The organism is Rivularia sp. PCC 7116 (assembly GCF_000316665.1).
GTDB lineage: Bacteria > Cyanobacteriota > Cyanobacteriia > Cyanobacteriales > Nostocaceae > Rivularia.
The window spans coordinates 5,198,865-5,223,079 of the sequence record NC_019678.1; the positions used below are offsets into that span (position 1 = coordinate 5,198,865).

The window sequence follows — 24,215 nt, forward strand, 5'->3', positions numbered from 1 at the left end:
ATTAAGAATGTTTATCAAATAGCTACCTGATTAATACCAGTCACTTCATATTTTTCTTCCTCCATTTCCCATAGATTCACCTCGTAAATGTTCTGAGGATTTGCTGAGTCATTAAGTGTTGTACGTTTAATTGATTTCATAAATTTTGGTTTACACCTCGATAATAAATTGTAGATAAACTATCTCTGTTTAACTCTTCCCTCAGCGCTCTTTGCGCGCCACTTGCTACAACGGAGGGAGCCTCCGCAACGCAGTGGCTTGTCTCTGCGGTTTTTTCCAATTCTAATTTTTATTTATAAGTCTAAAAAAGCACAAATCACTATAATCAAAAATATATTTTCGCCTACTTTTTCGGAATTTGCCAATGTCAAATTTGTAGTAATTAACTAAACTGAGTTTTTATCGGGGAATCATAAATATTACTATGTCGAGTAAAAAGAAAGAGCCAAGCGGATGCGGATGTTTAAATATTCCAATATCAGTAATCGTACTGTTTTTAGGAGGTGGCATCTGGCTATTTACTCAGAGAGATAACTTAGGTATCAGCAAAATTATTCCTGATAGCGAGCAATTAAATATTCCTTTTATTTCTGCAAAACCTACTCAGGATAATTCAAAACTTCCTTCAAATCCGGCTCCAGTTGTTTCTTCAAATCCCAAACAATCAACTCAGAAACTTCCTTCAAATCCGGCTCCAATTGCTTCTCCAAAACCGATACCAAAAGTAACTCCCGCTCCTACAGTTTCTCAATCTCCAGAAATCAAAACTCAGACAAAAGCAGTTGCTATTAAACCCAAACCAGTACCTAAGACACCTTGGGAGAAAAAAGAAATTAGGGGAATTTATCTAAGTCGCTACCAAGTTACTAATAATGCTAGCGAGCAAATGATTCGTCAAAGAGTTCGTTACTACAAGAGTAAAGGATTTAATACTATCATTCATGGTGTTTGGGGAAATGCTTGCACCATGTATAAAAGCGAAGTCATGCAGAAAACCCTCGGCTTTAAAAGTTGTCCCAATCTGTTTCGAGATAAATGGTTGGATTGGTTAATTGATGAAGCCCACAAACAGGGAATGGAAGTTCATGCTTATTTTGAAAAAGGAATAAAAATCGATAAGAATAGTCCGATATTCGATTTAGCAGTTGAGAAAAGATGGATTGTTGCCGGTATAGATAAAACCTATGCTGGAATCGATCATTATGTACTTGATGTTGAGATTCCTGAAGTTGCGAATTTCTTTAAAGATATTTTAGTCGAATTTGTACAAAAATATCCCAAAATTGATGCAGTTCAATGGGATGATTATTTAGGTTATCATGCAGAATTACCAGGTAAAGTTAATCGCACCGATAAATTAACGAAATTTACCCAGCAAATGATAACTGCAATGAAGCAAGCAAACCCTTCAGTTAGTTTTGATATTTGTCATCATAATCCTTATTGGGCTAAAAGATATTTCGCTGCTGATTATCAAAAATGGAAGGTTGATAGAATTTTTATTCAGGCATATAACGAAAAAGGTTTTCAAGATGAATTAAATTACGCTAAAAAGGTTGATGGAATTGCCATAAGTGACAGACAGTTTCATCGTGTAGAAGAATTAGTTAAGAATAAAGAGATTAAGAGTATTTTAGTATTTCCCATTGCTGGGAAGCCTAGAGAAACGGCTGCTGAACTAAATAAATTGATATCGAAATAGATATAAGTTCGTAGTTGCGCTTTAGCGCTAAAGTTTTTGGCGCTAAAGCGCAACTACGAACCTGTTTTTTTAATTCAATTCCCACATTAGTGCTTTTGATTCTTTATCTTTAGCTCTATTAATAAAGTTCAATTTCTCTAAAGTCCGTAAATAAATTTTACAGGTATTACTATTTAATCCCGTACCTTTGATTATTTCTTCCGTACTCAGTTTATTATCAGATTTTTTTTTAATTTCTAAAAGTATATGATTTGCAGTATTTATATAAGAAACAAAACACGGATTGGTTATTTCAGAAGGTTTAACTAAATCTTGTTTCTTTGCTTCTTTCAAAATTGAAAATACTTTTTGCTCGTTTGCCATTTTTCAGTGCAATCCTTTTTAGGGATTTTATCATTTTTCGTTACAATCCCGGTTCTTTTTACCTTTCTCAAATAATTATTTGTGAATCACAACGAATTGATATAGCTTTATTCAGATCTAACTTCTTTACCAGCATCGGCAAAAAATTCATAAGACAGCTTCCTCAAAGGTTTCTTTGATTAGACTTTTGAGTTCTTTGACGCTCATATCTTTAATTTGCATATTAATCTCTTCATGAATTTAAAAAGCAGGCGTTGCTGATTAAAAGTATGAATTGCCCCTAACCCCCAATTATGGGGGAAGAAGATAATTGAAAGTCCCCTATTTTTGGGGGATTTAGGGGGCATCACTATGAAGGAAAAAATAAATTCATACCCGGATTCAGCAACGCCAAAAAGCAGACTAGAAAGCCTGCTCTAAAAAAACTTATAAATCTGTTTTAAAAGTTGTAGCTAAAAACCTGAATTGTGCTATTTTCTGGTATTTTACCAGGGCTTACGCTAATAGTATCGCTGTTACTACGGCGTACCTTCATTCCACCCATTACATTTAGAAAATCATCTAAAGGTGCAATATCACAATTATCGTTGTCAGCAGCTTGGGTACGATAATGAGTAGGAACTACCAACTTAGGATTCAGAATCTGAATTGCTTTTCTGGCTTCCTCAGCATTATAAGCCTTAGCACTACCACCTACAGGTACTAATAGCACGTCAGGACGACCCATCAAAATTTTCTGCTCTAATGAAATAGGTGCAGCAGCTCCTCCTAAATGCAAGATATTAACTCCTGCTTGCTTCCACTGCCAAGCTGTATTTATTCCAAAACGTTTTCCACCAATGCGATCGTGATCTATCGCTATGCCTTGAAACTTAATTCCTTTAAACTGGTAAACCCCCGGTTGATACATTAATTTAGGGCTTCCGGGTAAACCCTCCACCGCACCTTCATCTAAAAGTTGACTGCTAATTAATACTAAATCAGCAGTAACCTTGGGTGGACGATAGCCAGCAGTACAGCCTATAGTACGAAAAGGGTTTACTAAAATTGTTGTGCCGCCACCCGTAAACAAAAAGCTAGTATGCCCCAACCATTTAATTGATAGCGAGCCACCAGATTGGGCATTTACTCGCAACCCAGAACCTAAGTTAGCAAACAACGCACCTGCTAACCCCGCTCCAGCGTAGCCCATCAACTGTCGTCGTTTCATTTACTTATCAAAGGTAATTTTTCTAGAAAGTTTTGCAATAATTGCTTTCCCGAATTCGTCAGGATACTCTCTGGATGAAATTGGACACCTTCTATGTGAGGAAAGTTCCTGTGTCGTACTCCCATAATTGTTCCATCTTCAACCCAGGCAGTAATTTCCAACGTATCCGGAATTGTATCTCGCTCTATTACCAAACTATGATACCTGGTTGCGGTCATCGGATTATCTAATCCCCGAAAAACTCCTACCCCTGCATGAAAAACTTCTGAAGTTTTACCGTGCATCAACTCTGGAGCAGAAACTATCTTACCACCAAACACCTGACCTATACTTTGATGCCCCAAACATACGCCCAAAATTGGATAATCTGCACCTAATTCTTCTATTAATTTTAAAGAAATTCCTGCATCTTCCGGTTTTCCAGGACCCGGAGATATTACTATACCATCCGGCTTCAATGCCCGGATGTCACCTAAAGATATCTTATTGTTACGAAACACTTTAATCTGTTTTGCAACAGAAAAGTTTACAGCTAATTCCCCTAAATATTGTACCAAATTATAGGTAAAGCTGTCGTAGTTATCTATGACTATCAGCACAGCGATTAAACCCCCAAGTTTTATCTAGCTATGCCAAACTTGTCCGACTGTGTTAGCTAAAGTAAACCACAAAATTCACAGAGACGATAGAATCAACTCGAACAAAGGAGGCAATATAAGCATAGCAGCAACTAATAATGCGACCAAAGCCGATACTAATACCGCACCAGCAGCACAGTCTTTAGCAATTTTCGCTAATTCATGATACTTTTGCTCGACAGTCAAATCAACAACAGATTCAACAGCAGTATTTAACAGTTCCAAAGCTAAAACTAAGCCGCTAGTAACTGCGATTACTGCTACTTCTACCGGCTTCAGATGTAAAAAAACGCTCAAACCAATTGCCAAAGCGCAAACAGATACGTGAATGCGAAAATTACGCTGAGTTTGGAAAGCATAGGTAATTCCAGCCCAAGCATATTTAAAACTGACAAACAAGTTGGAGGCAACTGCCCAAGATAAATCTCTTTGTTTAGACACTACGGTTTCTAAACGGTTTGTTTTGGGTGAAGATGAAATTTGCTGGGACATAGGCATAAAAGTATGATTGCTCCAATTGTAGGATAGAAGTTTTTCCAGAATTTTAAAGGTCGAATCAACTTTTGATAATTTTCTACAGAAATATTTTAAAAAGACAACTTGAAGGCAGGATTAAACTAGTTGATAAACGTATCTATTCTATGTCTACCTCAATACTTAATGTCTTCAGTAGCATTACTTGCTTTTCTAGCATTCGCTGTAAACTTTCTTCATCAGGATGATCCCAGCCTATTAAATGTAGGAAACCGTGAGATGACAGCCAAGCAAGTTCTGTTTTTAATGAATGTTTTTGTTGTATAGCTTGCCTTTGAGCAGTATCAACAGAAACTATGATATCGCCAAGGTATAAAGGTTCATCCTCGGTTTCCATTTCTGTTACATGTGGAGAATCTACTTCTAAAGCCGCAAAAGCCAAAACATCTGTGGGCTTATCTTGATTGCGGTATTGATAATTCAGGGTTTGAATTTCTGAATCATTAGTCAAGCGTAGCCCAATTTCGTAAGCAGAGGATGCCTGAATATCGCATTGCATCATATGCATCCACTTACAAAACCAGTTTTCCCAAGTTTTTACACCAATAGGCAAGTTCTCATCGTCATTCTCCACAGGCTCTGTTGGAGAAGATTGATAAAAATTATCCTGCACGTAAACCTCAACACAAAGCTGTTTATCCACTTTATCTCCCCTCGTTAACGAGTTAGATAAGCAAGACCAACCAAAACAGCGAGCAGTCCAACAGTAGTAAGTGCAAAATGTTTTAGCGAGGTGCCACCCTTTTGCACCATATTCCGCATAGCCAGTTTAGTATAACTAGGTTTATCTTCCTTGGTAGAAGAATCGCTCATAATGATTCCATAACAAACTCTTCTACTAATGTAACAAATTGTTGAGATATGGAGCGCCAATTTGGCATTTTCTATGAATTTCGGAATTGGTAATTGGTAATTGGTAATGGGTAATTGGTAATAGTTAATTAGGAACAGTGAAAAGCTAAGAGTTAAAAGTTAATAATTCTTTTTGCCCAATGCCCAATGCCCAATGCCCAATGCCCCATTACCCATTACCCATTACCCATTCTCAGTTACTTGGTTTTCCTGCCTTAGATAAGCTTGAATGAAGGAATCTAATTCTCCATTCATTACGTCAGTTATAGCCGTTGTTTCGATGTTGGTACGCAAGTCTTTCACCATCTGGTAAGGATGGAATACGTAGTTACGTATTTGGTTTCCCCAGCTTGCTTCTACCATATCGCCGCGAATTTCAGCGATTTCTTGGGCGTGCTGTTCTTGAGCCACAACCAACAGCTTGGCTTTCAGACGAGCGAGGGCTTTTTCTTTGTTTTGTAATTGCGAACGTTCTTCAGTACATCGCACGGCGATATTTGTTGGAATATGCACAATTCGTACAGCGGTTTCTACTTTGTTAACGTTTTGTCCGCCTTTACCGCCAGCCCTAGATGTAGTAATTTCTAAATCCTTGTCGGGGATATCTAACTCTACATTGTCATCTATCTGCGGCATGATTTCCACGCCTGCAAAACTAGTTTGTCGCTTACCGTTGGCGTTGAAAGGAGAAATCCTTACCAAGCGATGGGTGCCCATTTCCGAACGTAAATAGCCGTAGGCATAGCGTCCCGTAATTTCCAGCGTTACCGATTTTATACCAGCTTCATCTCCGTCTGATTTATCGGTGATAGCAACTTTGTAGCCGTGACTTTCTCCCCAACGGGTATACATTCGCAGCATCATTTCCGCCCAGTCTTGAGCATCAGTACCGCCAGCACCGGCTGTAATAGTAAGTAAAGCGCCTTTACTATCGTAGGGACCAGAAAGTAACTGCTGCAACTCCCACTGGTCGAGTTCGCGGTTGAGAACTGTAACGTTAGATACAGCTTCGCTAAGTAGGGACTCGTCAGTTTCGGATTCCAAAAGTTCGACAACTGCCTTGGTATCCTCTAAGCTAGAATGCCAGTCATGATACTGCTGCAAATGTTCTTTGAGTTCGTTAAGCTCTTGCATCGTATCTTGAGCCTTATTTTGATCTTCCCAAAACTCTGGCTGCGCTGCGATTTGTTCTAAATCTTGAATTTTAGCTTTGAGTGCGGGTAAGTCAAAGATAGTCCTGAGTTTTACCCAGGCGATTAGATAACGTTTCGATTTCGCGTTTGATTTCTAGAACTTCCATATTTGTTTCTATTTGTTAGCTTTGATGCTTCTAGAATCTGTGTGTATTTTATATTCCTTTTTGATTCTAGCGATTGTCTGGAAATTTTTCTCGTTTTAAAAAGTGAATTGAGAATTGAGAATTGGGCATTGGGCATTGGGCATTGGATATTAATTACAGATGGTGCGTGACGGCAATTTCGATTTATTCCGTTGTGTTTGGAAATTTATCATCTGCGTACACACCCGAAAATTAATGCATTTGTTTGAGATAGGCTTTGGTAAACAAATCCAGATTCCCTTTCATCACTTCCTCAATCTCAACCGTTTCTACGTTGGTACGTGAATCTTTGACTTTTTGGTAAGGATGAAAGATGTATTCGCGGATTGGGTTATCGAGTGTAGTTTTCGGGGATGGCTTTTTGACATCCTTAAGTGCAACACCTTGAATTTGCATTAGTGCGAATAATTTGCTTTTGACACAAACTAAAGCTTTTTCCAGATTAGCTAAGTGATTACGCTTTTCAGTAGATGTGACGGAAATACCGGTAGGAATATGAGTTACTTTTGCTAATGGACTTGGCCCGCGCATATAAGTATGTTTGCCTCTGAGAACTTCCAAATCCCGTTGTGGAATCTCAAAATCCATCGACTCATCCACAATCGGCGCAACTTCTAACTTTGCAAAACTAGTTTTGATTGCAGGCTTTTTGCGAAAAGGTGAAATTCGCTTTAGCTGATGAATTCCTTGTTCGGATTTTAGATATCCGTAAGCATATTTACCAGAAATTTCCAAAGTCACATAGTTAAATCCGCAAAATTCTCCTATGGATTCATCCAAAAACCGAAGCTTGCAGTCATGATTATCGCACCAGTGGGCGTACATTCGTTGGAGCATTTCTACCCAATCTTGGCAATCTATATTGCGATCGCAAGCAGTAATAGTAACAAATGCTCCTTTATCATCAAAAGGTTGATTCAAAAGATTTAGAATCTCAACATGTTTGAGTTTGCTGCTTAAAAATTCATATGTAGTTCGCAATTCTTGTTCTAACTGTTCGTCAGATTCCGATTCCAGAAGCTGTAAAGCTGCTTTGGCATCGTTTAAACAAGTCTGCCATTCTCGGTATTCTTCTTGCTCGCGGAATATTAAATCAGATAATTCTTGAAGGGAGTTTTGAGCAATTAGAGTGTCTTGCCAGAATTCAGCTGTGATGAGTTGCTTTTCTAAATTCCGAACTCTTGCTCTTATTTTATGAATGTCAAAGACAGTCTTGGGGTTGGCTGAGGAACTTAGATAACATTTCGATTTCTTGTTTTACTCGTGATAGTGCCAGCATTATTTTATTTTTTTAAGGACACGTTATGTATTGTAGTACAAATACAGGTCAAAGGTTAAAAGTTAGAGTTTCATAATGGATGGTGCGTGACGGCACTTTCAATTTATCTCGTTGTGCTTCGATCATTTATCGTAGCCGTCGCGCACCCTACAATATTTATTTGCAAATTGTGACAAAAAAAAGGCAGGCTGGAAGCCTACCTGATAAGTCAATTACTTTTTAATTCCTAACTATCCCCATGCCCTATGCCCAATTTTCTTAAATTTTCTTAGTCTCTTCCGCCGCCGCTAATGGCAATTAAAAGACGTAAGATGAAGACGAATAAATTGATGTAGGTAAGGTACATCGATAATGCTGCGGGTAAATATTCGTCATCTTGATAGGTACGAGGTAGTACGTAGAAGTCAACTACCGCAGCACCAGCGAATAAACATACGCCCAAGCCAGAGATACCTATTTCCAACCAACCGGGGGTATATACGCCAAATAAGGAAAGTCCTAGTTGCAGAATCATCACTGCAATTAAGGCAATTACACCCAAGCGGACGGTTTTGGTTAAAGCCATACCGTCAGAGTCGGAAAGGTTTGAACCGATTTGACGGGCTGCGATAAAGGTGACTCCACAACCGAGAGCGGCAATACCAATACCTTCAATGCCTACTCCTTGAGTTCTCAACGCGACAAATACTAATCCGCTAAGGGTATACCCAGATAAGAGGCTGTAGGCTGCTAGTAGAGGTAATGCAACTTGCTTATTACCTTTAGAAGCTACATTTTGAGCGACGAAAAATAAAATTAGAGAAACGATTAACGCTCCGAAAAAAGTGGGATAAAACAGTTGAGGATTATTGCGGATAACACCAAGTCCACCGTAAGTTCCCAAAGCAGTAAGTACTAACCCACCACCGACATAGGGTAGTGCGTTAGCAATTACATTAGGTCCCACAAGGGCTTGATTTTTTGCGTCACGAATGGCGTTTCGGAAATTGCTCGTATTACTCATATTTACAACAAGTTCTTAATTGAGATATTGCTCTTTCTTCTATTTTTACGCAATTTATTTGAATCCTGACGAGTGGATGGTTCTTTTAAGAACAATTTAATAAATGCAAAAGTTAGTCCAGTCAAAGTTTCAAGCCAATGATAGTTATTTGTCTTGACATACAAACAAATTAATGAACATTAATAAAATGCGTACAAATACGTATGCAAGGGGTCTGACTCCTTGTAAATTCAGTAGAACAACGAATGGTGTGAAAAAGGATTCGCAAGGAAAATAATTACAGCTTTGATAAAACTTTACTCGGCTCGGTTTTTTAAAGGAAAAAGAGTCCCTAAAGGAAATTATATGGCAGTAATTCAGTCCTCTCTCCGGTCTGATGGTATGGAATTATTATGTCTATATCACCAGAATCCTTCGATTAAACTTCGTAACAGACTCGTAAAATTGCATAGTGGTTTAGTGCGAAAAATGGCTCATAAATTTAGTCATCAATGTAACGAACCTTATGAAGATTTAGAACAAATTGGTTACTTCGGTTTAATAAGAGCAATTGAACGTTTCGATCCCACTCAAGGATATGCATTTAGTTCCTTTGCTGTCCCTTATATTCGGGGTGAAATGCTGCACTTCTTACGAGACCGTAGTACTTTATTGAAAATACCCCGTCGTTGGCAAGAACTGTACAACGAAGGTCAAAAAATACGTAAAGAATTAGCACATATCTTAGGAAGACAACCCAAAGATTTAGAAATTGCTCGCGAACTTAAAGTATCGGTACAAGAATGGCAAGAAACCAAGTTAGCTGTTCAAAATAGAATGCCTTTAAGCCTAGATGCAACAGTGGTTAACTACATTGATTGTCAAATCACATTAGGTGAAGCGTTACCTTGTCCCCAAACTGCGGCTCAACAGCATTTAGAAGAAGAACGCCAACAACTTCATGGGGCTATGGGAATGTTAGAAGACAAGCCCCGGATGGCTGTTGAATTAGTATTTTTGAAAGAATTTTCTCGCAAAGATGCAGCTAAAAAAATTGGTACTAGCCCAATGACAGTAACGCGGTATTTGCAGAAAGGAATTGATGATTTAATGGGTTTAATGCAACAACCGCAAGCAGTAGCTACGGTCACATGATAGGTCGAAAATGTCACAAAATTTATCGGTTTGAACATGGCTGTTGATATAGCCATGAAAATTTTATTGCACCTCAGAATTTTGTCATTTATTAAAGCTGTATATAAGTTAACGAAATTAGTCGCGTGCCAATTGCACGAAGGCTTTACATCTTCCCCAACATCGACAACAGATTTTGAAGTTTTTAACTAAATTAAATATTTTAGGTTAAAGGTCAAAGGTCAAAGGTTAAAGTTGAACTCCCTTTGTCCCTTTGTCCCTTTGTTCCTCATCTTCCTATGCTCAACTTTTACTTAATAATTAAGTAATGACAGTGGGCTTATCGCGTCCAGTGTTGGCTTTAATCTGGGCTATTTGGTCGGCGAGGTTAATTAATTCTGCTAATCCTTCTTGGGGATCGAGGTTGTGTTTTGTACTATCTGGCTCATAGCTTTCGAGGTAAACTCTCAGCGTTGCTCCTTGAGTACCCGTACCGGAAAGTCGAAATACAATTCTGGAGCCATCGGTAAAACCAATTCTGATTCCCTGCTTTTGACTGACACTACCATCTACGGGGTCTGTATAACTAAAATCATCGGCATATTCTACTGTATAGCTACCGAACTGCTTGCCCTTCATTGACGATAACGAAGAACGCAGATTTTCCATTAAGGTATTGGCTTTGTCTTTATCTACTGCTTCGTAATCATGTCGGGAATAGTAATTACGTCCGTAGGTTTTCCAGTGTTCTTTGACAATTTCTTCAACTGACTGCTTTCGGGAAGCTAAGATATTCAACCAAAATAGAACAGCCCAAAGTCCATCTTTTTCCCGCACATGGTTGGAACCAGTACCAAAGCTTTCTTCACCGCAAAGAGTCGCTTTACCAGCATCTAAAAGGTTGCCGAAGAATTTCCAACCCGTCGGAGTTTCATAACAATCAATCCCCATCTGGGCTGCTACTCTATCAACAGCCGCAGAAGTAGGCATCGAACGCGCTACACCAGCCAATCCCGAACTGTAACCCGGTACAAGCTTGGCATTTGCTGCTAACACCGCCAAACTATCGCTGGGAGTTACGAAGAAATTGCGACCCAAAATCATGTTGCGATCGCCGTCTCCATCGGAAGCAGCACCGAAGTCTGGAGCGTTGTCTCCAAATAAAATATCAACTAGTTCATGAGCATAAACTAAATTCGGATCTGGATGTCCACCGCCGAAGTCTTCTAAAGGCTTTCCGCTACGCACGGTTCCTTCGGGTGCGCCCAAACGTTGCTCGAATAAAGCATAAGCGTAAGGTCCTGTGACTGCATGTAGGGAATCCATACACATGCGGAAATCTCCAGAAGTTAACAGTTGACGAATGCTGTCAAAATCAAACAGCGACTGCATCAACTCCACATAATCGTCTACCGAATCGATAACTTGAACCGCCATCGAACCGAGTTCAAAGCTTCCTAATTTTCCTAAATCGACATCGTCTGCTTCTAAAATCTTGTAACCATCAATGGTTTTACTACGATTGAAGATAGCTTCAGTAATCTTTTCCGGTGCGGGACCACCATTATCGGTATTGTACTTAATGCCAAAATCTTCATCGGGGCCTGCTGGATTATGACTAGCAGAAAGAATAATTCCACCAAAAGCTTTATATTTGCGGATAATGCAGGAAACAGCAGGAGTAGATAAAATACCGTTTTCACCTACCAATACTCTGCCAAAACCATTGGCCACTGCCATTTTAAGAATAATTTGGATAGCTTCGCGGTTATAAAAACGACCATCGCCACCGACAACCAAAGTTTGTCCTTGATAACCTTCAAGACTGTCAAAAATTGATTGAACAAAATTTTCTAAATAATTAGGTTCTTGAAAAACCTTAACCTTCTTCCGTAAACCAGAAGTACCCGGTTTTTGGTCGTCGAATGGCTTAGTTGAAACAGTGCGGATATTCATTTATAAATTTGTAAGTGCCAATACTAATTAAAGTACCAGCCAAGAGGTCAAAGGTTAAAGGTTAAAGGTTAAAGGTGAATAAATAGTTAGGAGTTAGGAGTTATGAATATTATTTCTACCCCTTCTACCCCCTCTTCCCCCTCCCCCCCCTTCGGGTTGCGCCATTTGCTACAACGGTGCGTGTTCCTCCGCAACGCAATGGCTTACCATCTCCCCATCCTTCCTCACCCCGGTACTTTCGCCAAAGCTTCCCGCAGGACTTCCGAACCAACTCCGAAACGACACGAATTTTCTGAAATATGCTGTTTCCATGCACGACTACCAGGTTTTCCAGCGAATAGTTGCAGCATATGTCTGGTAATTTTATTCAGCTTCAAGCCTTTTTCCGTCCATTTATCTATGTAATCATACATATTTTCTACAACTTCATGTCTGTTAAAAAACGGTGCTGATTCAGTATAAAAATCCTTGTCTACGGTAGCGAAAAGGTAGGGATTATCGTAAGCCGCACGCCCAATCATCACCGCATCAACTGACTGTAAGTGTTGCTGTACCTGAACTAAATTTTTAAATCCACCGTTGATTTCAATAAATAAATGAGGAAAATCTTGTTTCAAGCGATGCACGTCGTCATATCTCAAAGGTGGAACATCGCGGTTTTCTTTGGGACTCAAGCCCTGTAACCAAGCTTTACGAGCATGAACGGTGAAGCGCTCGCATCCAGTTTGAGAAACAACTTTAACAAAATTTACCATGTCCTCGTAACTGTCTAAATCATCAACTCCGATACGATGCTTGACGGTAACAGGAATTTTTGTAGCATTAATCATTGCTGCTATACAATCGGCTACCTGTTGCGGTTGAACCATCAAACAAGCACCAAAATTACCGCTTTGTACCCGACTGCTAGGACAACCCACATTCAAATTAATTTCGTCATAACCCATACCTTCAGCAATACGAGCGCATTCTGCTAAATCTACAGGATTATCGCCCCCTACTTGCAGCGACAGAGGCTTTTCTTCCTCAGAGAAGCCTAATAAATGCTCTTTATCCCCATGCATAATTGCCGCACTTGTCACCATTTCGGTATAAAGCAAAGTGCGACTGGTAATTTTACGCATAAAATAGCGGTAATGACGGTCTGTTCTATCCATCATTGGAGCGATGCTTAAGGGATTGGGCATAAGTAAAAAGAGTTAGGAGTTAGGAATTAGGAGTTATAAGTATAATTATTATAATTATCGAATAACTGTTAATTGATAACTGAAAATTGGCTTACAAGAGCTTAAATTTGCCTATTGTGACGATTATAAAATTGTCTACTAAGCTCGATAAAGATTTAGGCGATTGTTTTGTTTGCCTAAAGGTTTTGGCTATGGTTGAAAGTCTTGCCAGCTATAGAAATTAGTCTTATTCACTTTCCATTATCTAATAATTACTTACCATTTTTTTTGAGACAGCAAGCAAACTGTCTACCATAAGAGTGGTTTAGCATGACTTGGAGATAAAGCTATTAGAGGCACTCATACAGAAATACTCGAATGAATACAGTTGACAATCAACTACCATTTGTGTTTAGGGCATCTAATATTAACAAGATTGACGAGCATAATGCTACGGTAGACAGAGAATTTACGGATATTAATTTAAATGGTGTTGATTTAAGCGGTACGGATTTGAGTTATATACGTTTAAATGAAGCTCAGTTGATGGATGCTGGTTTAAGGGAAAACCATTTAAGTTGCAGTTTAAAAAACAATAATAATTTAGAAGGTTTTGACTTTAGTAATACAAATCTGAGTCTTGCTGTGCTTCGAGGAGCAAATCTAAAAGGTGCTAATTTCTGTCTGGCAATTTTGCGCCGTACCGATTTACAAAAAGCTAACTTACAAGAAGCTATTTTAAGCGGTAGCATTCTCAGAGGAGCCGATTTGCGAGAAGCTAACCTCAGCAATGCTCATTTGTTAGGTACGAATCTTAGTTATGCTGTTTTGAACAATGCTAATCTCAGCAATGCTCATTTGCTAGGTGCAAATCTCTCTAATACAGATTTTTCTGGCGCTACAGTTGATAATGCTCGATTCGGATGGAATACAGGTATTTCTAATCGGATGAAGGTTGAATTGGAGTTGCGAGGGGCGATTTTTGAAGATTGAATTGGGCATAGGGCATTGTTGAATGGTAGGTTGGGTTAGACGCACGACAAGATTTAATGATTAACAAATAATTGAAATTGCGTCGTAACCCAACATCGGTGTTTTGATTTGATATGCAATTACCAGACATAGTAAGTGGTAGGTTGGGTTAGACGCACGACAAGATTTAATGATTAACCAGTAATTGATATTGCGTCGTAACCCAACATCAGCGTTTTGATTTAATATGAATTACCCGGCTAGATTTTTGTTGACATGGTGGATGTTGGGTTTCATGACCTTCAACCCAACCTACAAATACAACAAATACAATTCAAATAATACTTAATATAATGGTATTTTATTTATCTCATCAAATAAATGGAATACTGTAGAGCAAAAATAGAAGGAGGTACTTTCTTTTTTACGGTTGTCACTCAGAATCGCCGCAAATTTTTGTGTAATGAAGAAAATATTGTATTGCTAAGAAAGATATTCAAACGGGTAATCAAGCAGCACCCTTTTACAATTGACGCGATCGCGATTTTACCCGAACATTTGCACTGTATTTGGACTTTACCACCAAATGATAATGACTGCGATGTTAAACGAGGCATTTATGATATTGATTGGGGTGCAGAAGTAGAATTAGAATTTCCCGATTGGGTAGGGAATGAATAATTGTAGGTTGGGTTAGACGCACGACAATATTTAATTATTAACCAGTGATTGAAATAGCGTCGTAACCCAACATCGGTATTTTGATTTAATAATGAATTATCCAACATAGATTTTAAGTGAAGCGCGTTGTTTAATTGTAGGTTGGGTTAGACGCACGAAAAGATTGAATTATTAACGAATTGATTGAGATTGCGTCGTAACCCAACATCAATGTTTTGATTTTATATAAATTATCCAACATAGATTTATGGATGAAACGAGTTGTTTTGATGGATGTTTAATATTTATTTTGATTTGAATTATTTCGCTGAGTTTTCTAGATTATGTTGGGTTTCGTTCCTCAACCCAACCTACGAACTCATTAGCAACTGTCATTTCTAACAGAACCATCGGGCATAACAGTATCACAGAAAATAGCATCACGCCAACCGACATCCATAAAACGAGCTTTCCGGAAACGACACCCAGTCAAGTTAGCTCTTCTCAAACCAGTTTGGTTCATAAAAGCACCACTCAAGTTGGCTCCTGTCAAATTGACTTCCGCCATATAGCTATCGTGGAGAGTCGTAAGACACAAGTCAGCATAGCTGAAATCGGAACCGGCAACTACGGCATCACTCATGGCAACACAATTCAAGTTGGCATGAGTGAGATTAACTTTTTCCATCCGAACAAGTTCAAGAACAGCATCCCTCAAATCAGCTCCACTAAGATTGATTCGATCCAATTTGGCACCGTGAAAATTAACGAACCGTAGATTAGCATTGCTCAGATTAGCATCACGCAAGCAGATGTCAGTCAAGTAAGCGCCTCGCAAATTAACTCCATTCAAATCAATCCCACTAAAATCCCTCTCTCCCTTCTCATACCTTTCTAACAACTCCTCAGCAGTCATAACTTACCTCTTGAAAATGTTGGGTTACGGCGCAATCAAATTTCGGGTATATAACTATAACTCTTCGTGCGCTTAACCCAACCTACAAACTACAAACTTATGCTACATATTTGGCGCTAAAGCGCAACTACGAACGAATATTGATTCCCAATTCATCACATTCTTAAATCTGCGATCGCACCTTTCGTCATTGCTGCAATGGCTTTATCTGTAGCTTTGGGCAAATGATAATATTTACCTCCAGCGTTCTTAGCTAACTCTTTCGCAAATCCCGTAGAAACGAATTTACTTTCGGTGTCGATTACTAACAATTGAATTCCTAAAGCGCGGATTTTAGCGGCTACTTCTAATAATTCCCCTTTGATATCTGGCTTTTCTCCTGGCTCTTGGGGTTCTCCCAACGAACGAGATAATGGTATGTTACCGCGTCCGTCGGTGATGGCTACTATGACTACTTGTCCGATGTCGCCGCTTCTTTGGGCGTTTAAACCGACGTGGGCGGCTTGGGTTAAACCGTGGGCTAAGGGTGAACCGCCACCGCAAGGCATTTTTTCTAAGCGGGTACGAGCTAATGTAATGGAACGTGTGGGTGGTAACATTACTTCTGCTTGTTCTCCTCGGAAGGGAATTAAGGCTACTTGGTCGCGGTTTTGATATGCTTCTGTTAATAATTGCATTACCGCTCCTTTGGCTGACTGCATTCGGTTAAGTGCCATTGAACCGGAAGCGTCTACTACGAATATTACTAATGCTCCGGCTTTCCTCGCCAATCTTTTTGCACGAATATCCCCTTGCTCTACGATGACGTTTCTACCGGGATTTCGTTGTCGTCGTGCTTTTTGATATGGTGCTGCGGCTCGTAAGGTGGCATCTACGGCAATGCGACGAACTTTTCCTTTGGGTAGCATTGGCTTGATGTAGCGTCCCCTGTCATCGGAAAATATTAAACCGCGACTTCCGGAGTTTCCTTGACGCTGGGCTGTTTGAGCAAAGTAAAGCACGCTTTCATCTAAGATTACACCTTCTGGATCGAAGATGAATTCTTCGGGAATACCTGGTGGCTCCTGTTCTTCTTGGTTAGAATCGTCTTCTTCTTGCTCTTCCTGCTCTTCTTGCTCTTGTTCGGATTCGTCTTCTGGTTCTTCTTGGCTTTGTTGTGGTGGTGGCGGTGGTGGCTGCTGTTCTTCTTCGGGTGGTGTTTGAATTACGGTTGCGCGGGGTACTATAACTAACTCCACTGCACGACGCAAGTCTTCGGGGTTAACTTGATTGCGTCCGTCGAGGGCTGCGGATGCTTTTGCTACCCGTACCGCAAATAATTCGGCACGATGTCCTTGTACTACACCACGAATTGCTTCTTCAACTAGGTAAGTAATTTGTTCTTCGCTGATGGTAACTTCTTTCAACCATTCCCTAGCCAAAACAATTTGAGTTTTTATCGAGTCAATATCATCGTTGTACTGCTGGAGAAATTCTTGAGGAGAGCGAGAATAAGCAATTGCTTGCTCTACTGCTTGGACTCTATCGTCTAATCCTAAAATGCCGTCTGCGGAAAGGGAAATGGCAATTCTGTCTAATAAATGTTCGCGTAAATCTCCTTCTTCAGGATTGTAGGTAGCGATAAATAACGGTTTGCAAGGATGTTGAAAACTGATTCCTTCCCGTTCGATTTGATTGCGCCCTTCAGATAGTACGCTTAAAAGTTGATTGCTAATCTGCTCATCTAAAAGATTGATTTCATCTACATACAGCACGCCGCGATTTGCTGCTGCGAGTAAACCCGGTTGAAATACCGTATCCCCTTGCTTCACAGATTTTTCTACATCCACCGAACCCAAAAGTCTATCTTCGGTGACTCCTAAAGGTATTTGTAAAAATGGCGCGGGGATAATTTCGGTTTCTACATCTTCTGTAGATTTAACGCCTCTAGATAATAAATCATCATCCCATTCTTCTGGATTATCGGGATTGCAGTTACTAATAGAATCTTTGACAACTTCAATCGGCGGTAGTAAAGCGTGGATAGCCCTCGCCATCACTGACTTTGCCGTTCCTCTACGTCCGGCGATCGCTACTCCCCCCAATTCTGGATCGACAGCTGCCAATAGTAAAGCTAATTTAATCGCTTCTTGACCAACTACAGCGGTTAAGGGAAAGGTAGTAAAACTAGAATTAACAGTGGATGCAGCCATTTTTTATATAATAGTTAGTCTAACTTTATAGCTTACCAAACCAGATTGATATAATTCAAAATTTCTGGACGCGAAATTCAAACCAAAGCGGTTTTGCAAATGGTGCAAAATGCGAACCAGATGTGACTTTAAATACTCAGCAGTATAAAATAAAGTTTAGTTACAATAATTTGTGCATATCTGCATATAACAAAAAATTGCAGAACAATATCAGAAGTAAATTTTATAATTATTGTCTCCTAAATCAATAGTAATGATTTCCAAACAAGAGAAATTAGTAGAAATTATCCAAAACGAAAACTTTCACGATAATTCGCTTTTGCTTAACGCGCTAACTCATCGTTCTTACGTGAATGAAAACCCCAGTGAAGGGCATAATAATGAACGTTTGGAGTTTTTAGGCGATGCTTTATTAACTTATTTAAGTGGAGATTACCTTTACCGTCGTCACCCAAAAATTGGAGAAGATGAATTAACCCGCAGACGCTCTGCATTAGTAGATGAAAAGCAATTGTCAAGGTTTGCTTTGGAAGTTGGTTTAGATAAAAAAATGCGTTTGGGTAAAGGTGCTATCCGTGAAGGAGGATATGAAAATCCAAATTTACTTAGCAGCACTTTTGAAGCTGTGATTGCTGCTTATTATCTTGACAATAATTCCAATATTGAAGCACTGCGAAAGGTTGTTGAACCGTTATTTGATTCAGTTCCTGAAGAAATAGTTGAATCTCGTTCTAATCTAGATCCAATAAACCAGTTTCAAGTATGGGTGCAACGTCATATTCCGCAAAACCCACCCAATCTTCCCAAATATACGATCGCAAAAACGGGTGGTGTGCCTCATGCTCCCGAATTCCTGGCTGAAGTGTTTGTAGATAATAAAAAATACGGAGAAGGTAGGGGAAAAAATACAAAAGGAGCGAAAAAAACAGCGGCTAAAAATGCTTTGCTTAATTTAGAGGAAGAGGGTTTTATTTAAGCAAAAAATTGGGTATTAGATATAGAACTCGTTGTTTCTATTTATTCTGTATTTGCAATGGTAAAATAACGGTAAAAGTTGAACCATTCCCCAATTCAGAGTCTACTCTAATTTCGCCTTGAATTATTGTAATCAGTTGTGAAACTATTGCTAAACCTAAGCCAGTACCATCTATTACACAAGATGTACTATTAGGAGCTACACGGTAGTAAGGATTAAAAATATTGAGTAAATCTTCTTCAGAAATACCTATTCCTGTATCTGCAACTACAATCTTCCATCTGCTTTCATCTATAGTTTCGCAATTAATTTCAATTTCTCCCGATTCGGTATAGCGAATTGCATTACTTAGAAGATTGGTAATGATTTGCTGTAGTTTGAGTGAATCCGTAATTACTGTTTGAGGAGATTTTTGAGAATCAACTCTAATATTAATATTTTTCTTTCCTAAAGAAGGTTCCAACATATGAACCACTTCTTCGATTAATTCACGTGGATTAATTAGTTCTAATTTTAATTTTGTTTCTCCTGTTTCTAAACGAGAAATTTCTAATGCGTTATTAATCAAGCGTAACAGTTTTCTACCACTGGTTAATACCTGCTCAATATGCTCTAAATTTCCATAGGTGCTTTTGATTTCAGATTTCTGTTTTTGTATCCGTAAAAATAAATCTGAATAGCCAATAATTGATGTTAAAGGAGTTTTGATTTCGTGGGCTAAATAAGATAAATTGTCTTGAGATGTACGAGCGAAGCGAGTCAATTCTTGATTGTGCAGAGCTAATTGATTTTGTAAGTTTTCTAATTCTTCGATTCTTTGCTCTGTATAGCTTTGAAAACATCGAGCTATTGCTTCGTCTACTACGCTATCGATGGAACGTATGGTTTGCATTATCTCTGCTGCTGTTGCTTGCAGTAGGCAATCTTCGATAGTTGAAAATATGATTTGGCGAAATAAGTGGTACTCCCGCGCAATTTCTGAAGCGTCAAAACCTTGTTCTGCTCGGAGAATTCCATGATTTAAGCTTGCTTCTACTACCGTCTCAAAATTATCTTTTTTATCTTGAGCAAGGATAATAGCTAATGCTGTAAGCACATGGTCTAGATGATTTATTATAGCCGGTCGAGATAAACCATAAGTGCTTTCAATTCGACTGTCTTCACAAACTTTGTTCAGCCATCTTTCTATAATTTTCTCTTTATTGTCTACAAGCGATTGACTAAAGTTCTTCATGCAATCAAGTAACGATTCGTAAATTTTGATTTTATTTCTTTTTATTGTAATTGAGTTATGACAGTATTTTCCTATCGTATTTATCTATATATCTCTTTACAAAATATATTATTACTTCGTGATTTTTATTATAAATACTATGTTGAGATGCTATTTGAAAAGTCTAATAATAAAAACTGATTTTCAATATTGTTGCATTAATTAATATAAATAAATCAAGAGATAATGCTTGTATTTATTAAATTATAATTTTAACTTTTCAAAAATATAATTAACTGATTTTCAGTAGTCTACTTGTTCGGTAATACATTTGTAACAATAAATGAAGTACCTATAAATTCAGGATTCAATTTATAGCAAGTATATAGGGCAACATTTATTGCAAAATAAATAAAAGTTTATCCAGATTAATACGTAATTAAGGAATATTGAAATTGTTCGATAATCCTAGTTAATATTACTTGTGTTGTTTATAGTAAAAATAACCGTTTCCAATGTATAATCTAATGTCAATCTTAAGGAGGATGATTTTTGTACAAGTATTTTAGGATGCTAGCAAACTAAAGGGTGAAACCTATCCATTAAATAGGTATAATTAAATACAAAAAATGGGGTAGGGTGTAAACAAGATTACGGGATGGAAAATTTTTATTAGGAACTAAGAAGGAAATATGAAATCTTCGGAAGAAACCAACAATAACATTTCGCCAGAAGCTGGGCAAATCGTATCAAATAGAGATGTAAATAAACCTATTGGATATGGTAATTCTGAGATTCACGAGAATAATAGCTTAAGCAAAGTTAGAGATATTTTAGTTGGTTCCCAAATGCGGGAATTAGATAAAAAGTTTTCTCGTTTAGAAGAGCGTTTAGTCAAGCAGTGTCACGATTTAAGAGATGAAACTAAAAAGCGACTGGATACTTTAGAAAATTATATTAAAGAAGAAACAGATTCATTAAGTTTTAGAGCCAAAAACGAGCAGGTAAAACGGGATGAATCGATAAAAGCAATTAATGAAGAACAAAGAAAACTTGCTGAATCTTTCGAGAAAAAGATGGTTGAAATCGACGAACAAGCAAGTAAAACTCAACGGGAATTGCGTCAGCAGATTTTCAGTCAATCTCAGAGCTTACACGATGATATTCGAGAAAAATATCAAGAGATTGTCGGTTTGTTAGAGCGGGAAACTTACGAATTAAAGAGTGAAAAAACTGACCGTACTCAATTAGCTGCTTTATTTTCTGAATTAGCATTGCGTTTGAATTCTCAATAATTTTGCATCAAAGTCATTCATTTGAATATTATGGTGAATGACTTTTCGTTTAAATCTAATTTTTGATATATTAATCCGATAATTTTACCGATGAGTGATAAGAACGGGAATCGATTAGCGGAAGAATCATTTAATAATAATCATATCGAAGGTAATAATGGAGCCAATGAGTTAAGTGAATTAAGTGAATTGAGCCAGTTGCGGAGTTTACTTTTAGGAATTGAGGAACCCAAACTGCATCGATTTTATGAAAAGCTTGATAATCCTCAAGTAGATCCAGAAGATATCAGTAAGATGCTTCCAGAAGCAGTTGTTTTACGGACAATGCAAGATGAACAGCTATCGGAAGCCTTGATTCCTACCGTTGAGCAAGCCATTCAATCTTCTATCAAAAAAGATATTAACGTACTTTCCGAAGCGATTTTTCCAATTATAGGTCCAGCTACCAGAAAGGCGATCGCCACTGCTTTAGATGAGATGGTGCAATCGTTTAATTATGCTTTGGAACATAGTCTTTCACTACAAAGTTTAAAGTGGAGAATTGAAGCGAAACAAACGGGTAAGTCTTTTGCAGAAGTAGTATTATTGCGGACGCTGATTTATCGCGTAGAGCAAGTATTTCTGATTGACAAAAACAGCGGATTAATTATACAGCATCTTGTCGCACCAAAGGTTTCTGCTCAAGATCCATCTTTAGTTTCTGCGATGTTGACGGCGATTCAAGATTTTGTCAAAGATTCTTTTAACGTAACGAACCATGAAGGACTCGATACTTTAGAATTTGGCGAACTTACTATTTGGATAGAACAAGGACCAACAAGTGTTTTGGCAGGTATTATTCGCGGAAATGCTCCAGAAGATTTAAGGATTATATTCCAAAATGCTATAGAAAAAATACATTTAAAATTTGGGCGGGAAATTAATAATTTTTCTGGAGATACCAAGCCCTTTGAAGCTAGTAAGCCATATTTAGAAGCTTGCCTAGAAGCTCATTATGAAGCACCCACTAGAACCAGATATATTTATGCTTGGACTTCTATAGGAATACTGGCATTAGTCTTAGGTTGCTGGGGATTTTTTGCAATCCGAGGTAACAAACGCTGGGATAGTTACGTGCAAAGTTTGCAAGAGCAGCCTGGAATTATAGTTACTAAAGCAGAAGAAAGAAATGGCAAATACTTGATTGCAGGTATGCGCGATCCCTTAGCAGTTGAACCAAATACGCTGATTAAGGCATCGAAGCTGAATCCGAAAGCAGTTGTTCATCAATGGAAGCCTTTTATATCTTTAGAACGAAAAATCGCGATTAAAAGAGCTTCTAAGTTGCTCGAAAAGCCTAAGACAGTTGATTTAACGCTGAATGAAAATGGTGTTTTGCAAGCCACAGGTTCGGCTACCAGTCAGTGGATAAAATCTGCAAGAAATAAAAAGCCATCGCTGTCTATTATTGGTATTGTTGAATATCAAGATGAAAATTTAAAAAATTTAGATATCGATCAACTCAATGCTTATAAAAAAGAAATTGAAGAAACAATAGTACTATTTGAACAAGGTACTACTCAGCTTATACCTGGTGAAGCAGAAAAACTATATAAATTATCATCTAAATTACAAAATCTAATTGATGCAGGCAAATCTCTAAATAAACAAGTGCAATTTGAGATTGCAGGGCATACAGATACCGAAGGAGACGAAACATTAAATATCAAACTTTCTCAAAACCGTGCCCAGAAGATTTTCAATTATCTTCAATCTCAGGGTATTGATAGAAAGAACTTTTCTACAAAAGCATTCGGCGCTCAAAAAATTCTACGCCCTGAATCAACACCAGAAGATAAAAAAATAAATCGTAGAGTCTCATTCAAAGTTATTATAGACGACGTTGTGCAATAAAGGGGTATAAGATGCTCCAGAAAAAAATCTGTATGGTGGGTGCATTTGCCACCGGCAAAACAAGCTTAGTTGCAAAGTTTGTTTACAGCATATTTTCTGAAAAATATCAAACCACTGTAGGGGTGAAAATTGATAAAAAAATAATACAGGTACAAGAACAAGAAGTAAACCTGATTTTGTGGGATCTGTATGGAGAAGACGAATTTCAAAAATTAAGAACTTCTTATCTCAGAGGCTCATCTGGTTATTTATTAGTTGTAGATGGAACGCGAAAAAGTACTTTACAAACAGCCCTAGATTTACAAAAACGTGTAGAAGATTCTATCGGTAAAGTTCCTTTTGTTCTTGTATTAAATAAGTGGGATTTACAAGATGAATGGGAATTAGAGGCTGAAAGTATCGAGGCTATTGAAAATCAAGGGTGGATTGTGTTTAAAAGCAGCGCAAAAACTGGATTGAATGTAGAAGAAATATTTTATACATTAGCATCTAAATTGATAGGGGGATGAATATATGGATATACCTTTTCCTGTAAGTAACTATCTTGTTAATTTCTTCAGAGAAACCCGCTCTCTGGCATATCTTTTTGTCGGTAGAGATGGATGTTTGGCGAGTTGGGGAGGAAAGCTAAAAGAATATGGCATAGTCAATTTACAAATGGGAGTTGACGCTAGCCAGCAAATTTTCTTTCTGGAAGGACTTTTGCCCCTCGATGGTTTACCTTTATTTTTACCTTGCTTAAAAACCGAACTGGGAATTTGTGCGGATGTGCATTTATTCCCAGAAAATGAAGGAGATTGGGTACTGTTATTAGATGCAACTTGGGATGAAATACAAATATTCAAAGTTCAGCAGGAAATAAATTCTCGTCGTCTAATGCAGCCCAAAAAATAGTAATATTGCATCGGTAATTAATATCTCATAAATATTGCAGACAGCTAAT

At 38.1% G+C, this 24,215-nt stretch carries 23 protein-coding genes; 9 read left to right on the forward strand and 14 right to left on the reverse strand.

All coding sequences use genetic code 11. The annotated features are described in order from the left end of the window. Positions 1-424 precede the first annotated feature (424 nt). Positions 425-1,702, forward strand: coding sequence for a family 10 glycosylhydrolase (locus tag RIV7116_RS20070; RefSeq protein ID WP_015120140.1), 1,278 nt, complete (start codon positions 425-427; stop codon positions 1,700-1,702). A gap of 69 nt (positions 1,703-1,771) precedes the next feature. On the opposite strand, the gene RIV7116_RS20075 is transcribed toward RIV7116_RS20070, so the two are convergent. From RIV7116_RS20075 to RIV7116_RS20110, 9 genes are all read right to left on the reverse strand, one after another. After that, entirely contained in the window at positions 1,772-2,065 is a 294-nt protein-coding gene (locus tag RIV7116_RS20075) for a hypothetical protein (RefSeq protein ID WP_015120141.1), read from the reverse strand. Positions 2,066-2,504: 439 nt separating this feature from the next. Continuing rightward, on the reverse strand, positions 2,505-3,275 hold the full coding sequence (locus RIV7116_RS20080; protein ID WP_015120142.1) for an MBL fold metallo-hydrolase: 771 nt from the start codon (positions 3,273-3,275) through the stop codon (positions 2,505-2,507). Beyond that, on the reverse strand, positions 3,272-3,874 hold the full coding sequence (locus RIV7116_RS20085; protein WP_015120143.1) for an aminodeoxychorismate/anthranilate synthase component II: 603 nt from the start codon (positions 3,872-3,874) through the stop codon (positions 3,272-3,274). The genes RIV7116_RS20080 and RIV7116_RS20085 overlap by 4 nt, the downstream gene beginning before the upstream one ends. A 75-nt stretch (positions 3,875-3,949) precedes the next feature. Continuing rightward, a complete protein-coding gene (locus RIV7116_RS20090) occupies positions 3,950-4,405 on the reverse strand; it encodes a diacylglycerol kinase (protein WP_044291066.1) in 456 nt (151 codons plus the stop codon). A 142-nt stretch (positions 4,406-4,547) separates the two neighbouring features. Then, positions 4,548-5,090: an rRNA maturation RNase YbeY gene (gene ybeY, locus RIV7116_RS20095; protein ID WP_015120145.1), complete on the reverse strand. Its 543-nt coding sequence runs from the start codon at positions 5,088-5,090 to the stop codon at positions 4,548-4,550. A gap of 14 nt (positions 5,091-5,104) precedes the next feature. After that, on the reverse strand, positions 5,105-5,260 hold the full coding sequence (locus RIV7116_RS35060) for a DUF3285 domain-containing protein (RefSeq protein ID WP_015120146.1): 156 nt from the start codon (positions 5,258-5,260) through the stop codon (positions 5,105-5,107). A gap of 222 nt (positions 5,261-5,482) precedes the next feature. Continuing rightward, a protein-coding gene (prfB, locus tag RIV7116_RS20100) for a peptide chain release factor 2 (protein ID WP_157229306.1) occupies positions 5,483-6,599 on the reverse strand; the annotation gives its coding sequence in 2 pieces (ribosomal slippage) (positions 5,483-6,526 and positions 6,528-6,599; 1,116 coding nt in all). 231 nt (positions 6,600-6,830) lie between these two features. Further along, on the reverse strand, positions 6,831-7,838 hold the full coding sequence (locus RIV7116_RS20105; RefSeq protein WP_371261656.1) for a PCRF domain-containing protein: 1,008 nt from the start codon (positions 7,836-7,838) through the stop codon (positions 6,831-6,833). Between the two features lie 347 nt (positions 7,839-8,185). Next, positions 8,186-8,920 carry a Bax inhibitor-1 family protein gene (locus RIV7116_RS20110; RefSeq protein ID WP_015120147.1) on the reverse strand — a complete coding sequence of 245 codons (735 nt, stop codon included), beginning with the start codon at positions 8,918-8,920 and terminating at the stop codon, positions 8,186-8,188. A gap of 345 nt (positions 8,921-9,265) precedes the next feature. Here RIV7116_RS20110 and RIV7116_RS20115 point away from each other — a divergent pair, with 345 nt between their 5' ends. After that, positions 9,266-10,054 carry an RNA polymerase sigma factor SigF gene (locus tag RIV7116_RS20115; protein WP_015120148.1) on the forward strand — a complete coding sequence of 263 codons (789 nt, stop codon included), beginning with the start codon at positions 9,266-9,268 and terminating at the stop codon, positions 10,052-10,054. Positions 10,055-10,354: 300 nt separating this feature from the next. On the opposite strand, the gene RIV7116_RS20120 is transcribed toward RIV7116_RS20115, so the two are convergent. Together RIV7116_RS20120 and dusA are read right to left on the reverse strand one after the other, a co-directional pair. After that, positions 10,355-11,989, reverse strand: a complete 1,635-nt coding sequence (locus tag RIV7116_RS20120) for an alpha-D-glucose phosphate-specific phosphoglucomutase (RefSeq protein WP_015120150.1) — start codon at positions 11,987-11,989, stop codon at positions 10,355-10,357. A 224-nt stretch (positions 11,990-12,213) separates the two neighbouring features. Then, positions 12,214-13,176 (reverse strand): tRNA dihydrouridine(20/20a) synthase DusA, encoded by a 963-nt coding sequence (gene dusA / locus RIV7116_RS20125; RefSeq protein WP_015120151.1) that lies wholly within the window; start codon positions 13,174-13,176, stop codon positions 12,214-12,216. 357 nt (positions 13,177-13,533) lie between these two features. Between dusA and RIV7116_RS20130 the strand changes: the two genes are divergently transcribed. Then, positions 13,534-14,148, forward strand: coding sequence for a pentapeptide repeat-containing protein (locus RIV7116_RS20130; RefSeq protein WP_015120152.1), 615 nt, complete (start codon positions 13,534-13,536; stop codon positions 14,146-14,148). 360 nt (positions 14,149-14,508) lie between these two features. Beyond that, a complete protein-coding gene (locus RIV7116_RS20135) occupies positions 14,509-14,808 on the forward strand; it encodes a transposase (protein WP_015120153.1) in 300 nt (99 codons plus the stop codon). A gap of 361 nt (positions 14,809-15,169) precedes the next feature. Here the strand turns inward: RIV7116_RS20135 and RIV7116_RS20140 are convergent, their stop codons facing one another. Together RIV7116_RS20140 and bchD are read right to left on the reverse strand one after the other, a co-directional pair. Then, entirely contained in the window at positions 15,170-15,703 is a 534-nt protein-coding gene (locus RIV7116_RS20140) for a pentapeptide repeat-containing protein (protein WP_015120154.1), read from the reverse strand. 155 nt (positions 15,704-15,858) lie between these two features. Continuing rightward, on the reverse strand, positions 15,859-17,895 hold the full coding sequence (gene bchD, locus RIV7116_RS20145; protein WP_015120155.1) for a magnesium chelatase ATPase subunit D: 2,037 nt from the start codon (positions 17,893-17,895) through the stop codon (positions 15,859-15,861). 253 nt (positions 17,896-18,148) lie between these two features. Between bchD and rnc the strand changes: the two genes are divergently transcribed. After that, the gene (gene rnc, locus RIV7116_RS20150) at positions 18,149-18,871 is read left to right on the forward strand and encodes a ribonuclease III (protein ID WP_015120156.1); all 723 of its coding nucleotides are present in this window, start codon (positions 18,149-18,151) and stop codon (positions 18,869-18,871) included. 37 nt (positions 18,872-18,908) lie between these two features. Here the strand turns inward: rnc and RIV7116_RS20155 are convergent, their stop codons facing one another. After that, entirely contained in the window at positions 18,909-20,105 is a 1,197-nt protein-coding gene (locus RIV7116_RS20155) for a HAMP domain-containing sensor histidine kinase (RefSeq protein ID WP_015120157.1), read from the reverse strand. 671 nt (positions 20,106-20,776) lie between these two features. On the opposite strand from RIV7116_RS20155, the gene RIV7116_RS20160 reads away from it, so the two are divergent. The 4 genes from RIV7116_RS20160 to RIV7116_RS20175 all read left to right on the forward strand — a co-directional run bounded on the left by RIV7116_RS20160 (position 20,777) and on the right by RIV7116_RS20175 (position 24,166). Beyond that, positions 20,777-21,379 carry a hypothetical protein gene (locus tag RIV7116_RS20160; protein ID WP_015120158.1) on the forward strand — a complete coding sequence of 201 codons (603 nt, stop codon included), beginning with the start codon at positions 20,777-20,779 and terminating at the stop codon, positions 21,377-21,379. Positions 21,380-21,469: 90 nt separating this feature from the next. Continuing rightward, a complete protein-coding gene (locus tag RIV7116_RS20165) occupies positions 21,470-23,272 on the forward strand; it encodes an OmpA family protein (RefSeq protein ID WP_015120159.1) in 1,803 nt (600 codons plus the stop codon). An 11-nt stretch (positions 23,273-23,283) separates the two neighbouring features. Continuing rightward, positions 23,284-23,781, forward strand: a complete 498-nt coding sequence (locus tag RIV7116_RS20170) for a Rab family GTPase (RefSeq protein WP_015120160.1) — start codon at positions 23,284-23,286, stop codon at positions 23,779-23,781. Positions 23,782-23,785: 4 nt separating this feature from the next. Beyond that, positions 23,786-24,166: a hypothetical protein gene (locus RIV7116_RS20175; RefSeq protein WP_015120161.1), complete on the forward strand. Its 381-nt coding sequence runs from the start codon at positions 23,786-23,788 to the stop codon at positions 24,164-24,166. The last annotated feature ends 49 nt before the right edge of the window (positions 24,167-24,215 follow it).